The sequence below is a fragment of the Desulfovibrio sp. X2 genome (assembly GCF_000422205.1).
GTDB lineage: Bacteria > Desulfobacterota > Desulfovibrionia > Desulfovibrionales > Desulfovibrionaceae > Alkalidesulfovibrio.
In genome coordinates this window covers 35,012-53,124 of record NZ_ATHV01000055.1, presented here as the reverse complement: position 1 = coordinate 53,124, position 18,113 = coordinate 35,012, and the positions used below count along the sequence as shown (strand labels likewise).

The window sequence follows — 18,113 nt, the reverse complement described above, 5'->3', positions numbered from 1 at the left end:
CGTCTGCTACACGGCCTCGTTCCCGGTCTCGCCGGTGCGGATGCGCACGGTCTCGTCCACGGGAGAGACGAATATCTTGCCGTCGCCCACCTGGCCGGTGGCGGCTGCCTTGCGCGCGGCCTCCACGACCTGGGGAGCGTGGGTGTCCTCGCACACGACCTCGATCTTGACCTTGGCCACGAAGTCCACCTGGTACTCGGCCCCGCGGTAGACCTCCTTGTGGCCGCGCTGGCGGCCGAAGCCCTTGACCTCGCTCACGGTCATGCCCTTGACGCCGACGCTGGTCAGGGCGTCCTTGACTTCCTCCAGCTTGAACGGCCGGATGATGATCTCGATCTTCTTCATGTCGCGCTCCCTCGATTTGCTACCACTGGTAACCGGCTTCGCTGTGCTCGGCAACGTCCAATCCGCGCAGCTCGTCGTCTCCGTTCACGCGCAGGCCGAGGAAGGCGTCCACGAGCTTCAGCAGGATCAGGCTGCCGCCGAAGCAGAACGTCCAGGTGGCCACCACGGAGACGAACTGGATCCAGAGCTGGTGGGGGTTGCCGTAGAACAGCCCCTTGGCCCCGATGCTGGCGAAGAGGCCGGTGGCCAGGGCGCCGAAGGTGCCGCCCACGCCGTGGATGCCGACCACGTCCAGGGAGTCGTCGTAGCCGAACCGGGACTTGGCCAGGACCGCGCCGTAGCAGATGAGGCCCACGGCCAGGCCCATGATGATGGCGGGCATGGCGGTGACGAAGCCCGCGGCCGGAGTGATGGCCACGAGCCCGGCGACCGCGCCCGAGGCGGCGCCCAGGGTGGTGGGCTTGCCGCGGTGCAGCCATTCGATGCCGATCCAGGACAGGGCCGCGGCGGCCGCGGCGAGGTGGGTGGTGACGAAGGCGTTGGCCGCGATGCCGTTGGCGGCCAGGGCGGAGCCCGCATTGAAGCCGAACCAGCCGAACCAGAGGATGCCCGCGCCGAGGATGGTCATGGGCAGGTTGTGCGGCATGTGGGGCTCCTTCGCGTAGCCGCGACGCTTGCCCAGGACCAGGCAGGCGGCGAGGGCCGCCGAGCCGGAGCTCATGTGCACCACGGCGCCGCCTGCGAAGTCCAGCGCGCCCATCTGGGCCATCCAGCCGCCGCCCCAGACCCAGTGGGCCATGGGACAGTAGATGAAGATGATCCACAGCGAGGCGAAGACAAGGAAGGGCCCGAAGCGCATGCGCTCGGCAAAGGCGCCGGTGATGAGCGCGGGGGTGATGACCGCGAACATGCACTGGAAGACCATGAAGGCGAGCGGCGGAATGGTCAGGGCGCTGCCCGGGGCCACGTCCATGCCCACGTTCTTCAGGAAGGCGAAGTCCAGCCCGCCGATGAGCGAGCCCATGTCCGGCCCGAAGGCCAGGGTGTAGCCCACGAGCGCCCAGATCACGCTGACGAGTCCGAGCATGATGAAGCTTTGCATGAGCGTGCCGAGCACGTTCTTGCTGCGGACCATGCCGCCGTAGAACAGCGCCAGGCCCGGAGTCATGAACATGACCAGGGCCGCGCTGATGAGGACGAAACAGGTGTCTGCCGCGTTCATAGGAGTGCCTCCCGTGGAGAATGAGATGAAATCAGGGGCTCAACTAGCACTTCACTTTTGCATTGTCCACAATTTTGAAACAATGGCATCTGAAAATTCACGCCACAAAAAGTTTTTTTCCTTTTTTGTAATTCACAGAATGCGTAAAAAATCAGCCTGACAATTTGTTCATGCAAACAGGGAGGGGATTTTTAATCGGAAACATGCGCTTGCGACAAGGACTCGAACGCTGTTCACACTTTTGCATGCCTCGGTCTGCCATCTGTAGCTAAATTGAAATATTTCAACATATTATAATTTTTATGACAATTATGAATTGTTCGCCCCGTGCAATGCGACAATTTTGCAGCCCGAGCGCCCTGCGAAAAAGACGGCGCGCGATCCTCCCTCGCCGGTTTCCATGATCGCGCCGCTGTGCTACAGGACCGGCAGGGTCCTGCCCGGCCCCACGGGCCGAGATCAGCACACGCAAGCTCCCAAGGAGGCACGACTATGGACATGGACGTGAAGACAATCCTGTGGCCCACCGACCTCTCGGCCCACTCGCGCAAGGCCGCCCCGCACGTGGTCTCGCTGGCGGAGAAATACGGCGCGAAGATCTACCTGCTCTACGTGGCCGTGGACCTGTGCGCCTACTTCCCGGCCTACGGCAACTATCCGAGCGCCGACGAGATGCAGCGCTTCCAGAGCTGGGAGATCGAGCAGGCCAAGAAGAAGATGGAGGGCATCTGCGCCGAGGACCTCTCGGCCTGCCCCAACGTCGAGATCAGGCTGGTCTCGGGCAGCGCGGCCCCGGAGATCCTGAAGGCCGCGAAGGAGCTCCACGCGGACATGATCGTCCTGACGGGCGGCGAGTACGGGCAGCAGAGCGACGCAGTGGAGCCCCGGCTGTCGCACATCGTCAGCCGGGTGCTGGAAGCCTCGCCCGTGCCCGTGCACGTGGTCCGCTAGCGATCACGAGACGGAAACGGGACGGGCGCGCGGGCGCGGAGTTCATCTCCGCGCCCGGCGGCCCGCGCCGCGGTCACACCCCGGCCTTGGTGCTCTGCATGTAGAGGTGGTCGTAGGCGTAGGTCAGGCAGAGGGCGAAGAGCCCGGCGCCCACGCCGATGGCCGCGTTGGCGATGGGCGGCGCGGTCAGGGAGAGCCTGAGCAGCAGCGTGGCCACGGCGTAGCCCGAGTTGCGCAGCACGGCGTGGAAGGCGGGCAGGTACTGCTGGGAGATGAGCACCAGCAGGATGTCGCAGAAGATGAGCACCGTGTAGAAGCTGTCGAAGAAGTCGAAGTGCGGCTCGCCCCGCGCCATGAGCCACACGTTCCAGGCGGCCATGCAGGCGAAGACCACGAGCAGGATCAGGGCCACGATCTTCTTGGAGGCCACGAAGGCGAAGCGGTCCTGCGGCCGCATGATCTCCGTGCGGTGGCGCTGGATGCGGTAGTAGAAGCCGAGGATGACGAAGATGGCCAGCGCGCCCACGCCGTCCGCCACGATGTGCCACAGGGCGTCGAAGCGTCCCTCGAGCTGCACGGGCTCCGGGAAGTTGACCAGTTCCTCGAAGGAGCCGCGCAGCAGGATGAGCGCCAGGATCTCGAACTGCTTGCCCACCGACTTGGAGACCGAGCAGGGCAGCGAGAAGATGAGCCCCACCACCTCAAGCGCCAGGAGCAGGGTGAAGGCCAGGTGCACGGCGTGGAAGTGGTTGTCCGGGGTGAGCGCGGCCAGCGGCGGGGGCAGAAGCCCCTGCCGCTTGAGCTCGATGCCTGCCAGGCCCAGCAGGAAGACGATCACCAGCCCGGCGGTGATGCGGCGATGGGTGGACTCGCGCTCGAGGAGGGAGTGCAGGGGATCGAAGAGATAGGTGCCGAATTCGAGCAGTCGCATGGTTGTTCCTTTACCGGCGAAGGGCCGGACAAGCCACTGCTCTATCAGGCATCCGGGGCGAAAAGTGAAGCAAAAAAACGCGCCGCACCGGCCGCCGAAGGGGCCGATGCGGCGCGGTGCGTACGCCGCGCGCCGCGGGCGGGCTAGTCCACCTGCTTGGCGCTCAGGATCACGGCCGGATCGACCGGCACGTTCGAGAAGTTGCCCTGGTCCTTCACCTGCAGCCGATTCAGCCGCTCGACCGTGGCCATGCCCTTCACGATCTTGCCGAAGACGCAGTAGCCGGGATGCTTGGGATCGTTCGCCCGCTTGTCCAGGTCCTCGTTGTTGACCACGTTGATGAAGAACTGGTTCGTGGCGCTGTCCGGGTCGCTCGTCCGCGCCATGGACACGGTGCCGCGCAGGTTCTTGACGTCCACGCGGGACTCGTTCTTGACGGGATCGAAGGTCTCGACCTCCTGCATCCTGCCGTCGTAGCCGCCGCCCTGGATGACGAAGTCCCGGATGATGCGGTGGAAGATGGTCATGTCGTAGCGGCCGGTGTTCACGTAATGCAGGAAGTTCGCCACGGTCTTCGGCGCCACCTCGGGCCACAGCTCGATGAGCATGTCGCCCTGCGTGGTGCTGAGCAGGACGTGGGGGTTGTGCTGGGCCGGAGCGGGCGCGGTGACGCCCGGCGCGGCCTGTGCGCCGCTTGCGGCCGGGGCCTGGCCGCGGGCCGAGACGGCGAACGCGGTCACCAGGGCGAAGGTCAGGCAGAGGGTGCGCAGCATGTTCATCGTACAGTCTCCTTGCTCGGTTGCACGGCCGGGTCCCGGCCATGTCCGGAATCAGATCCGGGAGAGTACCTCTCCCAGTTCGGCGAGATAGGTGCCCAGCATCTGCTCCTGCATGTCGCCCATGTGGCCGATGCGGAAACAGACGCGGCGCCCGGCGGCCTCGAGGTCCTGGTTGAGCTTGCCGTAGCCGGGATCGAAGAGGTAGCCCCGCGCGCGCATGGCCTCCTTGACCTCCTTGAGCTTCGCCATGGTCCAGCCCTCGGGCGCGAGCACGGCGGTCACGGTGGGCGAGCGGTGGCCTTCGGGCGCGAAGAAGTCGAAGCCGGAAAGCCCGGCCACGAAGGCGCGGGCCTGGTCGCGCAGCCTCTCGTGCCGCGCGAAGCGGGCCGCCACGCCCTCCTGGTTGACGATGTAGTCGAGCTGCACCGCCATCTGGTTGGCCAGGGTGGCGCTCGGCGTGGTCAGGGTCTGGTTCTTCCTGGCGCGCTCGATCTGGCGCAAAATGTCCGAGGAGTAGCCGCGGACGGCCACCTTCCCCGCCTTCTCCAGGGCCTCGGCCGAGACCACGGCGATGCCGAAGCCCGCGGGCAGCCCGAGGCTCTTCTGCGTGGCCGAGGCGTAGAAGGCGCAGCCAGAGCCCGCGAGATCCACGGGCGCGCCGCCGAAGACGCTCACGCCGTCCACCAGGGGCAGGGCGCCGCGCCCGCGGATCAGGCGGCAGGCGGCCAGGTGGTCGTTGATCACGCCGGTGGAGGTCTCGTTGTGGGTCACGGCGACCACGGCCGGGCGCAGGCGGGCGACTTCCGCGTCCAGGCGGTCCAGGTCCATGGCCTCGCCGGGAGCGAAACTCAGCAGCTCGGCCTTCTTGCCGTTGGCCAGGGAAATGTTGCGCCACAGGTCGCCGAAGGCGCCCACGACCACGTGCAGCACGGTCTCGCCGTCGGCCACGAGGCTCCTGACGGCGGCCTCCATGGCCGTCGACCCGGAGCCGTTGAAGAGGATGACCTCGTGCTCGGGGCCCGCTCCTGCCAGGGTCTTCAGGTGGGCCATGGCCGGGCCCAGGCGCTTCACGTTCTCGCTGTCGCGGTGGCCGAACTCCGGCAGGCAGCCCGCCTGGCGCACCTCGGGCCGAAGCCAGGTGGGGCCGGTGATGAACAGCTTCAGGTCGGTGAATTCGTCGAGGGGAGTGGACGACATGGCGGTTCCTCGCTTGCGCAGGAGTTAAAGCACGTTTCTCTAGGTCCCTCGCGCCCGCTTGTAAAGCCCCGCCATGTCTTCGCGGCCCCTCCCTTCAGGGGCGCGCCTCAGGCCAGCACGCCGCCGACGATGGCGCCCACGAGCAGCAGGCCGATGTTGATGACGTAGAAGAGGAAGCCGGTCGCTGCCATCATGGTGCCCACGGCGGGCAGGCCGGTGAGGAAGGTGGAGGACAGGCCGAGGACGATGGCCAGAATCACTCCGGGCAGGAACACGGCCAGGATGGCGTTGCCCACGCCGCCGGCCTTCTTGCCTCCCACCACGCCGGCCAGCAGCGGCCCGAAGATGGGCAGCCAGAAGAGCAGCACGGAGATGAGCGTCATCCAGATCGCTCCGGAAACGATGCCTCCCTTGTTCGCGGTCGCAACCATCATGCCTCCTCGTTTTCCCCCAGGGGGACGTAGTCGATCGTTTCGCCGTGCTGCACGAGCAGGTAACGGCAGGTGTCGGCGCCGTCGTTGACGGCCATGTGAGGCCGCCCGGCCGCCACGGAAAAGGACTCGCCCGGCGCCAGGACGGCCTCCTCGCCGTCTCGCTCCCCGGGCTGTCCGGCCACGAGGCGCAGGCGCCCCGCCAGGCAGTAGAAGACGTCGCTGGCCCGGCTGTGCTTGTGCAGAGGCACGTGCTCGCCCGGGCCGAGCGTCATTTCGGCCACGCGCAGCCGCGGCGTCTCCGCCACGACCGTGCGGCGCTGGATGAAATAGGGCCTCTCCCCGGCCATATTCCGTCTCCCTCCCGTTTCGGGCCTACTGCTTGTCAGTGGCCCGGGTCAGCTCCGTCACGTTGGACCTGGTGAAGAAGCCGTCGAAATCACCGTAGCGGTGGATGTACTCGTTGACCAGGAAGGTCAAGGGGCTCGTCTCGGAAAAGGTCTGCTTGAGGCCGTCCTCGGGCGAGCCCACGAGCTCCACCAGGAACTTCATGCCGTCGGCCTTGAGCCCGGCGAAGACCTCGTCGATGTTCTCGGTGTGAAAGGCCATGTGGTGCACGCGCAGCCCGTAGTTGTGGATGTACTTCTCCGTGGGGCCCGAGTGGTCGAGGTCGGTGAAGGCGGTGATGCCCGAGGTGAAGACCTGGGCGTAGTCGTCCCGCGAGAGGCGGGCCACGCTGGTGATGGAGTTGAGCGACTCCACGTAGATGGCGAAGTCGAAATCGTAGCCGGTCAGGGACATGAACTCGAGGATGGCCTCGTCGCGCTCCTCCGCCTTGACCCGCGTGGCCGTGTGGTCCAGCTGTCTGATGTCCGAAAGGAAGGGCAGGTCGGGCTTCTCGAAGCGCCAGGTGAGGGCGCGTGCCCGGTCGTGCAGGTAGCGGCCCTCCTCTCCCCGCCACTGGATGAAGCCGAGCGCGTTGCCGGTGTAGGGCGAGGGCGGCGTCTGGATGTAGTCGTAGCTCCCCAGGCGCAGCGGCTCCTCGGTCATGAAGCGCACGCCGCGCTCCTTCTGGATGCGGGCGAAGGCGTCGATGTCGCGGCACTTGTAGACGAAGGTCTCGAGCCGCGAGTTCGGCAGGCGGCGCGACTTGGGCGCGAGGTTGTAGGGCAGGAAGGGATTCTCGCCGCGTGTGCGGCAGGTGACGAGGAAGTCGGCCGAGCCCTCCAGGCCGAGCACGCAGGCGACGCGGGCCGCGTCCTCGTAGGTCTCGCGGTGCGAGAGGCCCGTGGTGCGCAGAAGCTCCCCGGCCGCGGCGCGCAGGTTGTGCGGCTCCACGCAGATGATCACCGTCTCGAGCCCGCCGACAAGGCCGTCGAGGCCCGCGGCGCGGCGGCTCTCCACCATCTCCGCGGCGCGTTCGCGAAGCCGCGAGTCGTCGTTCACGAACCGTTTCCGCTCGACCTGATCCATGGACCTCGTCCCTCCCCGCGCTCAGCCCAGTCCCAGGCCGCGCATCGTCAGATGCTTGAGCCCGGCGGACCGCACGATCTCGTCGAGCGCCTCCCTGCCGGGCAGTCGGCTGTGCCGCACGCTGCGCAGAAGCTCCCGCGCCTCGGCCCGCCCGGCGAGCCAGACGGCGGCCACCTCGGCGGGATCGCGCACGGCCGTCATCCGTTCGAGCCAAGTCGGCCCCTCGGCGTAGACCAGGCTCGCGGCCGCGTAGTGCGCGGCCAGGGCCAGGAGGTGCCCCTCGGGCACGCGCTCCATGAGCTGCTGCGCAAAACGCTCGACCAATACTTCGGGACAATACTCCATGACCAGGTCCCGGACAAGCTTCGCGTCGCAAAGAGGCCCTTCTCCGCGCGCCTGCGCGGCCAGCAGCCGGTCGGCCAGGCCGTTGACGGCCTCGGATATCTGCCGCGAGATGACCGAGAGGGTGCGCCTCCCGCCGGACGCGCGGTGCTCGGCGAAGAGGGCGGCGGCCTCGTTCCCGGCCCGCAGCATGAGGATGTCCATGACCTCGCGCACGAAGCGGGCGTGCACGCTCCTCAGGTCGGCCTCGTCCGCGGCCAGGCCGGAGAGGATCTCGTAGGACGAGCAGATGACCCCGGTCTTGTTGGCCGAGGCGCCCGGGATGATCAGTACGCCGTTCTCTTCCAGAAGCTCGCGCGCCTCGTCCGAGAGGAAGATGTTGGCCCCCTCCACCACGCCGCGCGCGGACGGCCTGCCCTCCCCGTCCAGGAAGGCCCGCCAGTTGCGCACGTTGATGGTGTCCGGCCGTCCTCCGGCGGGCAGGAAGACGTCCGCGGGCACCACGTCGTGCAGGGTGTTGCGCAGCCGCACGCCCTCGGGCGTGTCGGCCCGCCGGACCCAGGCCCCCTCCCCGCGCAGCCTGGCCGGGTCGAAGGCGGCGATGCTCTGCTCGGCCGCGGCCAGGCGCAACAGCTCGCCCATGTCCAGGCCCTGCATGTCGCAGGCCGAGCCGCTGCCGTCCGCCACGGCCACGATGCGGCCGGTCCCGGGCCAGCGCTCGGCCATGAGCTTCATGACGCCCGAGGCCACGTCGCCGCGCGGCCCGCCGGTCATCTTCAGGCTGAAGGGGTCGCGCTCGGGGTCTATGCCGAGGGCGCGCAGCAGCGCCTCCAGGAAGACGACCACGCCGCGCGAGGTCACGGCGTACTGCTTGTGGTTGATGCCGGTCTCGCTCTTGGAGCTCATGAAGGCCTGCGGCCACTGGTAGCCGCGCAGCGCGGCCCGCTCCACGATCCAGGCGATGCGCTCCGGGGTGATGTTCTCGTCCGGGCCGAGGAAGATGATCTCACGGCTGCCCAGGTAGTCCGTCACCTCGCGCCGCACCGGGGCCTCGCCCTCGGGCAGCAGGAGGTCCAGGAAGGAGTCGACCATGGCGCGCAGGGCCACGTCCGGGTCGGCCTGCGGCCCGAGCAGGAGCACGGCCTTGGCCCCGCCCTCGGGGATGTCCTTGTTCTTGTCCTGCTGCGTGCGCGCCAAGGCCGCGCACTCGTCGAAGAGGCGGTTGGACTCCAGCTCGAAGCGCGCCTGGCTCTTGGTGGGCACGATGCGAAGGCCCCCGCGCGCGGTGTCGCGGAAGCGGATGTGGAAGCCCAGGCCGTGCGGCACGTGGAAGAAGTAGACCCCGTAGGGCCACTGCCCGGCGATGGGCTCGTCCAGGAAATCGGGGTCCAGGCGGAAGGAGAGGCCGAGCCTGCCGGGCACGAAGGCGTTGGTGCGCAGCGTGCGCACGATGAAGGAGCGCATGGCCTCGATGATGCGGCGCGTCGTGTCGTTGTCCTCGAGGCCCAGCAGGTCGGTCAGCCGCTTCTCCACGCGCGCGATCTCGGCCTCGCGCTCCCGAAGCTCCGGGTCGAAGCGGGCCGCGAAGAGGTCCGCCAGCAGGGCGGCCGCGTCGCGCCGGGCCAGGACCGCGCGCACGATGTTCTCGGAGGTGAAGGCGTGCAGGTCGCGCTTGACCAGGGTCTGGTGCGCGAACTCGCACATGGCCTGCAGCCACTCCACCCGCTCGGAGCTCCAGCCGTCCTCCTCGATGAGTTCCTCGAGCGCGTGCGGGGCGCGCCACTTGGCCATGCGCAGGGCATCCTGCACCGACTTGAGGCGCTCGGGCTCGCGCGACAGGCAGACTTCGCCGCAGCGCACGTAGAAGCTGCACAGGAGCAGGGTCTCGTCCTCGCTCACGAAGCGGTCGCAATAGGCCCGGGTGATGTCGACGGCATGCCTGGCCAGGATGCGCACGAGGCGCGGCACGATGCCCGCGGCGGGCGGCGAGGCCATGTACACGGTCAGCCGCTCCTCGCCCGAGGGCAGCTGCTCGAGTCCCACCTCCACCTTCTCCCTGCGCGAGATGCGGCGCGAGGCCTCGAAATGGCGCAGCACCCGGGCGGCCTCGAAGCGGGCCAGATAGTCCGGCCCGGCGCTGCGCAAAAAGGCGGAGAGCGCGGGCATGTCCTCGTCGGGCACGAGCTTCTGCCGCTTGATCTCGGCCATGGCCCGGCGCCAGTCTCCGCCGCGCGGATTGACCCTGAGTCCGGGCCCGGTGGTCAGGTCGATGATGCGCAGGCCTTCGTCGGCGCTCGACATGGCCTGCAGGCACTCGATGCAGACGTGCTCGAAGGGCGCGAGCACGTTCAGGAACTCCTTGATCCAGCGTCCGGGGCTGATGAAGGTGTGGCGGGTGCCGTCCGGACTGGAGAAGACGACGGTGCGGGCCTCGCCTGTGAAGCGCCCGGCCACCACGGCCTTCAGATGCATGAGGCGGTCCTTCGGAGGATGCGTCCGGAAGTAGAACTCCGGCATGTTGGCGAAGAACCAGGGAACGACCTCTTCGGCGGCGGTGACGTAGTGTGACGTCAGGGCCGCGAGAGTTGCCTCCGTATCGGGAACGTGCGCATCCGGCATCGGCGCCTCCATGTCCGACCTGAAAGGGAGGGGTTGTTGATGTTGCCTGTGTGCCCCTTTTGCAGGAAGGCGTCAATGCGCAGACGCTTATGCGGTGCAGAAGGAAATTCTGCGCACAAGATGCGGCCGTGGTGGAAAAGACGGGAAATGCGGAGGATCAGGAGGCGTCGTGCATTCTGCCGCGCACGTGCATGAGCACGCCGGACGGGGTCATCAGGCAGAAGGCAACCTCTTCTCCCCGATCGTCCACGGCCGGATGTTCTCCGGCCACTATCTCGAGCGAGTCGACGCGCAGCCCCCGGGCCTGCACCGTCTCGCCCGCGTAGTGGGCCACGGTGGCGAAGAAATCCCCGGACGGGCCGCCGGGCTCCGGCGGGGCCCGATGCCCCAGAACGCGCGCCGCGACATCCTCGGGCAGGCGCAGGCCGAGCTCCAGGGCCAGGCCGTCGTGCAGGCGGATCCCCAGGCGGCAGGGAAGCCCGCCGTCGTCCTTCGTGTCGCAGGCCGGGCCGATGCAGGCCTTGACCTCCTCGCCCATGAAGCGCAGGAAGGCCCGCTCGAAGGCGCTGACCACGGCCCGCACCGCCTCGGCACCGTGCCCGCCGCCGAACCGGGCCTCGACCTCGGCGCAGCGGCAGGCCTCTCCGGCATGGTAGGCCTCGATCAGCGGTCCGATCTGGTCGTCCGAGAGCGCCCCCATGTCGAGCAGTATCTCCCCCAGATGGCTGTTGTGGATGCTCTGGCTGAAAAGCAGATAGTCGAGCTGGTCCGCGTCGAGCAGGCCGAGCTCCAGGGCGATCTCGCCGAAGGGGCGGTCCTTCTTCCGCTGCGCCGTGGAGATGGAGTGGACCTCGGCCTCGGAGAGCATGCCCCGGGCCACGGCCATGTCGCCGATGCGCCTGTTGCTCCGGCGCTGGCGCTCGATGGCCTCGGAGAGCTGTCCCTCGGTGATGATGCCGTTGCGCACCAGATAGAGTCCGATGAAGTTGGCGTCCATGTCTCCTCCGCCCTACTCCATGCCGTTTCGGCCGCCGGAGACGGCCTTGCGTCCGGCCGAGGGCCCCTTGCGCAGGCCGTCCCGGAACTTCCTGGCCTCGTGGAAATCCGGCCTGATGGCCAGCGCCTTCTCGAGGCTCGAAAGCGCCTCGCCCACCTCGCCCTTGGCCTCGAAGGCCCGGGCGCGGTTGTAGTGCAGGTTCTCGTCGTTGTGCGAGTATTCCTCGGCGCGGCCGTAGAATTCCAGGGCCTGGTCGAGCAGGCCCGCGCGGCGCAGCTTGATGCCGAACTCGTTGAAGAGGTGCTTGTGCTCCCTGTCGAAGGCGGCTTCCAGGGTCACCAGGCGGCGGAAGACCAGCTCGGCCTTCTCGGCGTCGTTGCGGTCGAGGTAGACGAGGCCGAAGCCGAAGGTGGCCCGGATGTTGGTCTCGTCGATGCGCAGGGCGCGCTTGAACTCGTATTCCGCGCTGTAGGTCTGGTTGCTCTCGCGCAGGCGCTCGGCGTGCGCGATGGTCTTGGAAAGCTCGCGCATGGCCGGGTAGACCTTGTTCATGTACAGGTCCGGCTCAGGCGTGTACTCCGTCAGCAGCGTATCCTTGTCCACGGTCCAGGCCTTGCCTACCGGAACGAAGTTGTCGTTCAGGTAGCGCAGGGAGAACGTCCCGTCCGCCTTCTCCTCCGCATACACGTTCATGGTCTGCACGTGCTTCTGCGCGGTGGTGCCCGCCCCCACCTTGCTGCTCTGCAGGATCGAGAAGGCCCCGGCGAAACGCTCTTCGTTTTCCGTCTTCATGGATATCTTGCCGGAATCAGACACTAAAAGGATTCCCCCCGAGGGGGCGGATAATGTCGTTTTCCCTTGCGAAAGGCAAGATGCGGCAAGCGGATTCCCCTCCCGCTTGCCATCGGAGCCCCCGCCCCCTATAGACACTTGGCGCCTGATTATTTTTTCCGCCGGCCCCTGCTCGAAATTCCCCGGCAACCCGATGGCGCGTCCCGGGCCTACGTCCCGCAGGCACAGCCCAGGAGAGAAATCCCCCATGAAGCCAGTTTCCACGCAGTCCCCCGAACGGCCCGCCCTCCTCCCCGTGCGCATCGACGCAAAGCTCTGCCGACGCGACGGCCTGTGCGCCATGGTCTGCCCCCTGTCCATCATCGGACGGGCCGAGGACGGGCTGGCCGTGGCCGAGCCCGCCATGGCCGGACGCTGCATCCGCTGCGGCCACTGCGTGGCCGTCTGTCCGGCCGGTGCGCTGTCGCTCGGCGAGGCGGACGGATGGGAGAACGCAGGCCCCGGCGAGCCGATCCGAAAGGAGCTTTGCGTGAGCCTCGAGCAGGCCGAGCAGCTCCTGCGCACGCGCCGTTCGGTGCGCCTCTTCAAGCCGGAGCCGCCGGACAGGGAGCTCCTCGTCCGCCTGCTGGACGACACGCAGTGGGCCGCCTCCGGGCACAACGCCCGGCCCGTGGCCTTCTGCGTGCATCACGGCAGGGAGGCCGTGTCCCGCGTGGCCGAAGAGACGGCGCAGTGGATGCGCCTGGAGTCCGAGCGCTCGCCCGAGCTCGCCGCGCGCTTCCACCTGCCCGGGCTTCTCAGGGCCCTGGCCCGCGGCCGCGACCTCATCTGCCGCAGCGCGCCCTGCCTGGTGGTGGCCCATGCGCCCGAGACCGGCATCACCCCGCGCGAGGACGCCCTGACCGCCCTGACGTACCTCGAGATCGCGGCCCACGCCGCCGGTCTCGGAGCCTGCTGGGCGGGCTTCGTGACCATCGCGGCCGCCCGCCACGAGCCGCTGCTGCGCGCCCTGGGCGTGCCCGAAGGCCACGCCATGTGCGGCGGGCTGATGCTCGGGCGGCCCGCGCTGCGCTACGCGCGCATCCCGCCCCGCCCCCGGGCCGCCATAACCTGGGCCGCGACCCGCAAGGAGGTCTGATCCCATGCACTCCGTCTCCACCCGCTACGGCCTTCTGGAAGGCGTGGACGCCGCGGCCGTGTGGCCGGACGGCACGCCGCGCAGCGTGGTCGTGATACGCAGGAACGTCCTCGAGACCCCCTTCGGCCCCCTGGTGCCGCATTACGAGGCGGACGAGAAACGCCACCTGCGCGTGGAACCCATCCACTTCCACCGCGACGGCACCCTGAAGTCCCTGCCCCTGCAGAGCCGGACCGTTATCCGGACGCCGCTCGGGGACTACCCGGCCGAGCTCCTGACCTTCTACTCTTCCGGCCGCCTCTGCCGCCTCTTCCCGCTGAACGGCAAGCTCACGGGCTTCTGGAGCTGGCGCGACGAGCGCCGCCTGACCGAGGCCATGCGCGTGGAGACGCCCCAGGGAGAGCGCACGGTCGCCTTCATCAACATCAATTTCCACGAGTCCGGCAGGCTGAAGAGCCTGACGCTCTGGCCCGAGGAGACCCTGGAACTCCTGACGCCGCTCGGTCCGGCCACGGCGCGCATCGGTGCCTCCTTCCACGACGACGGGAGCCTCGAGTCCTTCGAGCCCGCCGCGCCCATGGAGATCGAGACGCCCATCGGCCGCATGACCGCCTTCGATCCGGACCCCGAGGGGCTTTGCGGCGACGTGAACTCCGTGCGCTTCGCGCCGGACGGCAGCCTGGCCGGCCTGCTCACCCCGGTGAACACGGTCACCGTGAAGCTGCCGGACGGCGGCCGCAGGCTGTTCGAGCCGGGCAGCAAGACCGGGCTGTGCGACGAGGGCGAGAAGCTCTCCGCGCCGCTTCACGTGGGCTTCACGCCGGACGGCGTGCTTCTCGGCCCCAAGGCCCAGGCCTTCTCCCGCGCGGAATGCGGCTTCACCGTGGGCATGGGGCTCTTCCCCGTGATCGCCGCCGCCTTCCCCTGCGCGGACGAGTAGATTTCCCTAAACGCCCGGGACCGTCCGGGCACAATTGGAGGAACCATGTTCGAGAACATCGACGACATCACCGTGGACTACGAAGAGGACGGGCGCCAGCTCGTCCAGGAAATGGACAAGGTCGTGCTCTCCAAGGGGCAGTGGACGACCATCCTCTTCCGCTACCGCCAGTACGACCCGAAGCTCGACGACTTCGGCCCGGACCGCTACTCCATCCGCCGCTACCGCAAGATGAGCGGCAGCTTCAAGCCGCAGTCCAAGTTCACCATCTCGAGCGCCAAGCAGGCGAAGATGATCGTCGAGACCTTGAACCGCTGGGTCGAGGAATCCGGGGCAGAATAGCGGGGCAAAGAAGCTCCGAAATCGTCACACAGCAGGCGTTCACAGACATTTTTGCCGAAATTCCAGGAGAAAAATTTTTTTCCCGGCGCTCCGGCCTGTGCCGCAGGGAGTTGAGGCCGCCAGGCGCTGCGCCGAGTCATTTTTTCTCTGCGCCCAGGCAGACAAAACCCGCCGGGTCGTGTAGGAATTGAAGCAAGCTCCACACTCCGGCGGCTCCCGCGGGGCCTCGGCCGGAGAGGCGCGGACCTCAACCGGAGAGGATGTCATGGACGCCATCATTATGCTCATCTCCCTCGGCACGGCCGGAGCGCTGCTCATCGCCCTGCGGCTCACCAGACGCGGGAAGGGACGGAGTGACGCCGTGCAGCGGATCAACTTCGACCTGTACAAGGAACGCGAACTGGGCAACCGGGGGCTGGCGGGCAAGATCTAAGACGCGGTCGGCCAGAGCGGAAGGTGGGGGAAAGCCCCACTTTGCCGGACCGACCGGACATGCTATCGTGGGGGCAAAGGAGCCCCCATGATGCGGACCGCCCAACCGCCGCCTGAACCGTCTCGCAGCGGCGAAACCTGCGCCCGGCGCTTCGCCGGAGTCGAGCGGAACGATCCCTTCACACAGGCCGTCCGCGCCTTGTGCGAACGGCGCGCGGCAGCGAAACCCGCCACGAATGCCATGAATACGGAGTCCAGTCGGCGGCCTGCCGCTCGGCCTCCACAACCGTCCACCCCATCATCCGGTGCATCACCCTCCGCGACACGTTCCGGACCGTCAGACGCACGCGCGGCGGATGCCGCCGACGCGGTCGAGCTTCTGCAGCACGAGATAAAGCTGCCGAGCCTTCCCTCGGTGCTCCTCGAACTCTACGAGGTGGCCGAGGACCCGAGGAGCTCAGCCACGGACATGGCCGCGGTGGTCTCCCGCGATCCGGGCCTGGCCGCGCTGCTCCTGCGCATGGTCAACAGCGCCTTCTACGGCTTTCCCAGGCGAATAGACACCGTGCCCAGGGCCGTTGCCGTGATCGGGCAGCGCCAGCTGGCCATGCTGGCAACGGGCGGCGTGGTGGCCCGCATCTTCGGCGAGACGCCCGCCGAAACCATACGGCTCGAGACCTTCTGGCGGCACAGCGTGGGCGTGGGCATCCTGGCCCGCACGCTGGCCCGCCGCCTGCGCCTGAACGACCCGGAGCGCCATTTCGTGGCCGGGCTGCTGCACGACATCGGCCGCCTCGCGTTGTGCAGCGTGGCCCCGGAGCGCGTGCGCGCGGCCCTGGCCGAGTCGCGGCGGCGGGCGATCCCCCTGCGCCAGGCCGAGAGCCAGGCCGCAGGCATAGACCACGCCGCCTTCGGCAGCATGCTGCTGCGCAAGTGGAACCTGCCCTTCTCCCTGGCCCTGGCCGTGCTGCGCCACCATGACCCCACGCGCGAGGACGCCCGCGAGGAGGCGGCGGTGGTGCACGTGGCGGACTGGCTGATGAAGGCCCTGCACCCGGCGCTGGAGGACGAGTTCCTGCTGCCGCCCCTGGCCGAGGGGGCCTGGGAGCGGGTCGGTCTGCCGCTGTCCGACCTGCCGTCCATCGCCGAGGACGTGGACGCGAGCCTCGCCGCCACCCTGAGCGCCCTGCGCAGCGGCGCGGCCTGAGACGGATTCCGGCGCAGGCGGCCCGGCACCCGGCCTTGCGCCCCGACCGACCGCAGCGTATGGTCCGCCCGCCCATGAAGACCAGACGTTTCAAAGCCCCCCGGACGGAATCGGAAGCGACTCCGAAGGCGCAGCCGCAGGCGTCGCGCCAGGCGTCGCCTGCTTCGCGCGATGCCTCGTGCGGCAAGCGGCAGCGCCCCTTCCCCGAGGCGCAGGCGGTGTCCGGCCCGGCCCCGCGCCTGCCCGAGGGCCCCTTCGCGGTCTACCAGACGCGGCCGGAATACATGGACGCCCTGGCCGCCGAGCTCGCGGACCTCATCGCGGCCGAGTCGGGGGACGAGGCGCCGTCCCGCCCTGCCGACTTCATCCGCCGCGGTCCCCTGCTCCTGGCCGAGGGGCCGCCGCGCTCTCCGGCCTGGGCGCAGAACGTCTGGCGCGCTCCGGCGGCCATCCCCATCGAATCCATCGCGGACGGCGCAAAGAAGCTCAAAGCCCTTCAGCGCAACTGGCACCTGGTGCCGCTCGACCACTTCCGGCGCGCGGCCCTGATCGCCGAGAAGCTGCCCCGGGTCGCGGCGCGGCCCCTGGTCTTCGGGGAGCCCGTGCCCACGGCGCCGCTCGGCTCCTGGACGCTCTGGGACGAAGGGACCATCCTGGCCTCGCCCGAATGTTCGAGCCCCTTTCCGGACGGCGAGCCAAGCTTCGTGGAGGATCGGGAGGGACCGCCGAGCAGGGCCTACCTCAAGCTCTGGGAGCTCCTGAGCATCCTGCCCGAGCGCCCGGGGCCGGGCCAGCTCTGCCTGGACCTCGGCGGCAGCCCGGGCGGCTGGGCCTTCGTACTCGCCTCGCTCGGCGCGCGCGTCTTCTGCATCGACAAGGCGCCGCTCGACCCTCGGGTGGCCGCCGATCCCCTGGTGGAGAGCTGCCAGGGCAGCGCCTTCGGCCTGGACCCGCGCCACGCCGGTGCCGTGGACTGGCTCTTCTCGGACGTGATCTGCTACCCGGAGCGGCTCTTTCAGATGGTCGAGCGCTGGCTCGAGCTCGGCGAGTGCCGCCGCTTCGCCTGCACGGTCAAGCTGCAGGGCGAGATGGACGCGGCGACGCTCGAAATCCTCCGGAAGTTCCGCGCCGTCCCCGGCTCGCGCCTCATCCATCTCTCGCAGAACAAGCACGAACTCACCTGGGTCAAGCTCTAGCGTACGGTCGAATCGCCGGACGCGCGGCCTTCCCGGCCGTGTCCGTCATTTCCTGAAGAGACGATAGAGCAGCGTGAGCACGATGCTCACGGCGATGCACGTGCCGATGGGCAGGTAGAGCGTGAAGCCGCCGCGCCGGATGACGATGTCGCCGGGCAGGCGGCCGGGCGCCAGGCGGCGCAGCAGGGAGTCGGGCGGCAGCCTGTCCCAGAGGAGGACCGCGAGCCCGACGGCGGCGAGCACGAGCCCGCCCGCGATCAGCACCTTGCCGAGCCTGTCCATGCGTCTTCTCCTCCCCGTGCCGTCAGCCCGAACTCTGCAGCTTGATACGACACCACGTCAGGACCCCAGGCTATCACGCCCGAACTGCGGCTGCCAACCGAGCGCGATCCTGGAACCGCGGCGGATGCGGGCGCATCGCCCGCGCATGGCTGCCGCCGGAGCGCACGGGTGCCTGCCAGGGAGGAAAAATCTGTGGAATCGAAAGGATATGGATTGAGCGGAGAAGCGGGCTGCAAAAACGCTGCGGAATGAATGAAAAAATCTGCGGCACAAAAAGGATTCGCCTTGGGCCGCGCTCTGTTCCGGTTTACCCGGAGATTTCCCGCTGCGAACACAGAGATCGGGAGCAGGGAACTTACGCGCGGACTGGCGAATCCGTTGCGGCACTCTCTTGCCTGTTATGGGGAAATGAATTAACGAGAAGTATCCTCCGTTGCCGTTGCTACCATCTGCCGAAGTACATCTTCAGCATTGATTCCTTTTTACGCCCGCGCCAT

The 18,113-nt window shown here is 68.2% G+C and carries 19 protein-coding genes; 7 read left to right on the top strand and 12 right to left on the bottom strand.

Features of this window, described 5'->3' with window-relative positions:
• Positions 1-6 precede the first annotated feature (6 nt).
• Both DSX2_RS13395 and DSX2_RS13390 read right to left on the bottom strand, forming a co-directional pair.
• Entirely contained in the window at positions 7-345 is a 339-nt protein-coding gene (locus tag DSX2_RS13395) for a P-II family nitrogen regulator (protein WP_020881488.1), read from the bottom strand.
• Between the two features lie 19 nt (positions 346-364).
• Positions 365-1,567, bottom strand: coding sequence for an ammonium transporter (locus DSX2_RS13390; protein WP_020881487.1), 1,203 nt, complete (start codon positions 1,565-1,567; stop codon positions 365-367).
• A 498-nt stretch (positions 1,568-2,065) separates the two neighbouring features.
• Here DSX2_RS13390 and DSX2_RS13385 point away from each other — a divergent pair, with 498 nt between their 5' ends.
• A complete protein-coding gene (locus DSX2_RS13385) occupies positions 2,066-2,518 on the top strand; it encodes a universal stress protein (protein ID WP_035042562.1) in 453 nt (150 codons plus the stop codon).
• A 73-nt stretch (positions 2,519-2,591) separates the two neighbouring features.
• Here the strand turns inward: DSX2_RS13385 and DSX2_RS13380 are convergent, their stop codons facing one another.
• The 9 genes from DSX2_RS13380 to DSX2_RS13340 form a co-directional block, all read right to left on the bottom strand.
• Positions 2,592-3,449 (bottom strand): hypothetical protein, encoded by an 858-nt coding sequence (locus tag DSX2_RS13380; protein WP_020881485.1) that lies wholly within the window; start codon positions 3,447-3,449, stop codon positions 2,592-2,594.
• Positions 3,450-3,592: 143 nt separating this feature from the next.
• Positions 3,593-4,228, bottom strand: a complete 636-nt coding sequence (locus DSX2_RS13375) for a peptidylprolyl isomerase (protein WP_020881484.1) — start codon at positions 4,226-4,228, stop codon at positions 3,593-3,595.
• A 51-nt stretch (positions 4,229-4,279) separates the two neighbouring features.
• Positions 4,280-5,425 carry an alanine--glyoxylate aminotransferase family protein gene (locus tag DSX2_RS13370; protein WP_020881483.1) on the bottom strand — a complete coding sequence of 382 codons (1,146 nt, stop codon included), beginning with the start codon at positions 5,423-5,425 and terminating at the stop codon, positions 4,280-4,282.
• 107 nt (positions 5,426-5,532) lie between these two features.
• Positions 5,533-5,859 carry a hypothetical protein gene (locus DSX2_RS13365; protein WP_236615125.1) on the bottom strand — a complete coding sequence of 109 codons (327 nt, stop codon included), beginning with the start codon at positions 5,857-5,859 and terminating at the stop codon, positions 5,533-5,535.
• On the bottom strand, positions 5,856-6,206 hold the full coding sequence (locus DSX2_RS13360; RefSeq protein WP_020881481.1) for a cupin domain-containing protein: 351 nt from the start codon (positions 6,204-6,206) through the stop codon (positions 5,856-5,858). Before DSX2_RS13360 ends, DSX2_RS13365 begins: the two co-directional genes overlap by 4 nt.
• Positions 6,207-6,231: 25 nt before the next feature.
• On the bottom strand, positions 6,232-7,329 hold the full coding sequence (locus DSX2_RS13355; protein WP_020881480.1) for a hypothetical protein: 1,098 nt from the start codon (positions 7,327-7,329) through the stop codon (positions 6,232-6,234).
• Positions 7,330-7,350: 21 nt separating this feature from the next.
• A complete protein-coding gene (locus DSX2_RS13350; protein WP_020881479.1) occupies positions 7,351-10,290 on the bottom strand; it encodes an NAD-glutamate dehydrogenase domain-containing protein in 2,940 nt (979 codons plus the stop codon).
• A gap of 157 nt (positions 10,291-10,447) precedes the next feature.
• Entirely contained in the window at positions 10,448-11,287 is an 840-nt protein-coding gene (locus DSX2_RS17730; RefSeq protein ID WP_020881478.1) for a hypothetical protein, read from the bottom strand.
• A 12-nt stretch (positions 11,288-11,299) separates the two neighbouring features.
• The gene (locus DSX2_RS13340; RefSeq protein WP_152512951.1) at positions 11,300-12,079 is read right to left on the bottom strand and encodes a Tfp pilus assembly protein PilF; all 780 of its coding nucleotides are present in this window, start codon (positions 12,077-12,079) and stop codon (positions 11,300-11,302) included.
• Between the two features lie 247 nt (positions 12,080-12,326).
• Between DSX2_RS13340 and DSX2_RS13335 the strand changes: the two genes are divergently transcribed.
• From DSX2_RS13335 to DSX2_RS13315, 6 genes are all read left to right on the top strand, one after another.
• Entirely contained in the window at positions 12,327-13,217 is an 891-nt protein-coding gene (locus DSX2_RS13335; RefSeq protein ID WP_020881476.1) for a nitroreductase family protein, read from the top strand.
• Positions 13,218-13,221: 4 nt separating this feature from the next.
• The gene (locus DSX2_RS13330; RefSeq protein ID WP_020881475.1) at positions 13,222-14,157 is read left to right on the top strand and encodes a hypothetical protein; all 936 of its coding nucleotides are present in this window, start codon (positions 13,222-13,224) and stop codon (positions 14,155-14,157) included.
• Positions 14,158-14,202: 45 nt separating this feature from the next.
• Complete coding sequence (locus DSX2_RS13325; protein WP_020881474.1) at positions 14,203-14,499, top strand: hypothetical protein; 297 nt, start codon at positions 14,203-14,205, stop codon at positions 14,497-14,499.
• Between the two features lie 265 nt (positions 14,500-14,764).
• On the top strand, positions 14,765-14,932 hold the full coding sequence (locus tag DSX2_RS18620) for a hypothetical protein (RefSeq protein ID WP_020881473.1): 168 nt from the start codon (positions 14,765-14,767) through the stop codon (positions 14,930-14,932).
• A gap of 87 nt (positions 14,933-15,019) precedes the next feature.
• Positions 15,020-16,138, top strand: a complete 1,119-nt coding sequence (locus tag DSX2_RS13320) for an HDOD domain-containing protein (protein ID WP_328285334.1) — start codon at positions 15,020-15,022, stop codon at positions 16,136-16,138.
• Between the two features lie 218 nt (positions 16,139-16,356).
• A complete protein-coding gene (locus DSX2_RS13315; RefSeq protein WP_020881471.1) occupies positions 16,357-17,334 on the top strand; it encodes an SAM-dependent methyltransferase in 978 nt (325 codons plus the stop codon).
• 45 nt (positions 17,335-17,379) lie between these two features.
• On the opposite strand, the gene DSX2_RS13310 is transcribed toward DSX2_RS13315, so the two are convergent.
• Positions 17,380-17,616 (bottom strand): DUF2905 domain-containing protein, encoded by a 237-nt coding sequence (locus DSX2_RS13310; RefSeq protein WP_020881470.1) that lies wholly within the window; start codon positions 17,614-17,616, stop codon positions 17,380-17,382.
• Positions 17,617-18,113 lie beyond the last annotated feature (497 nt).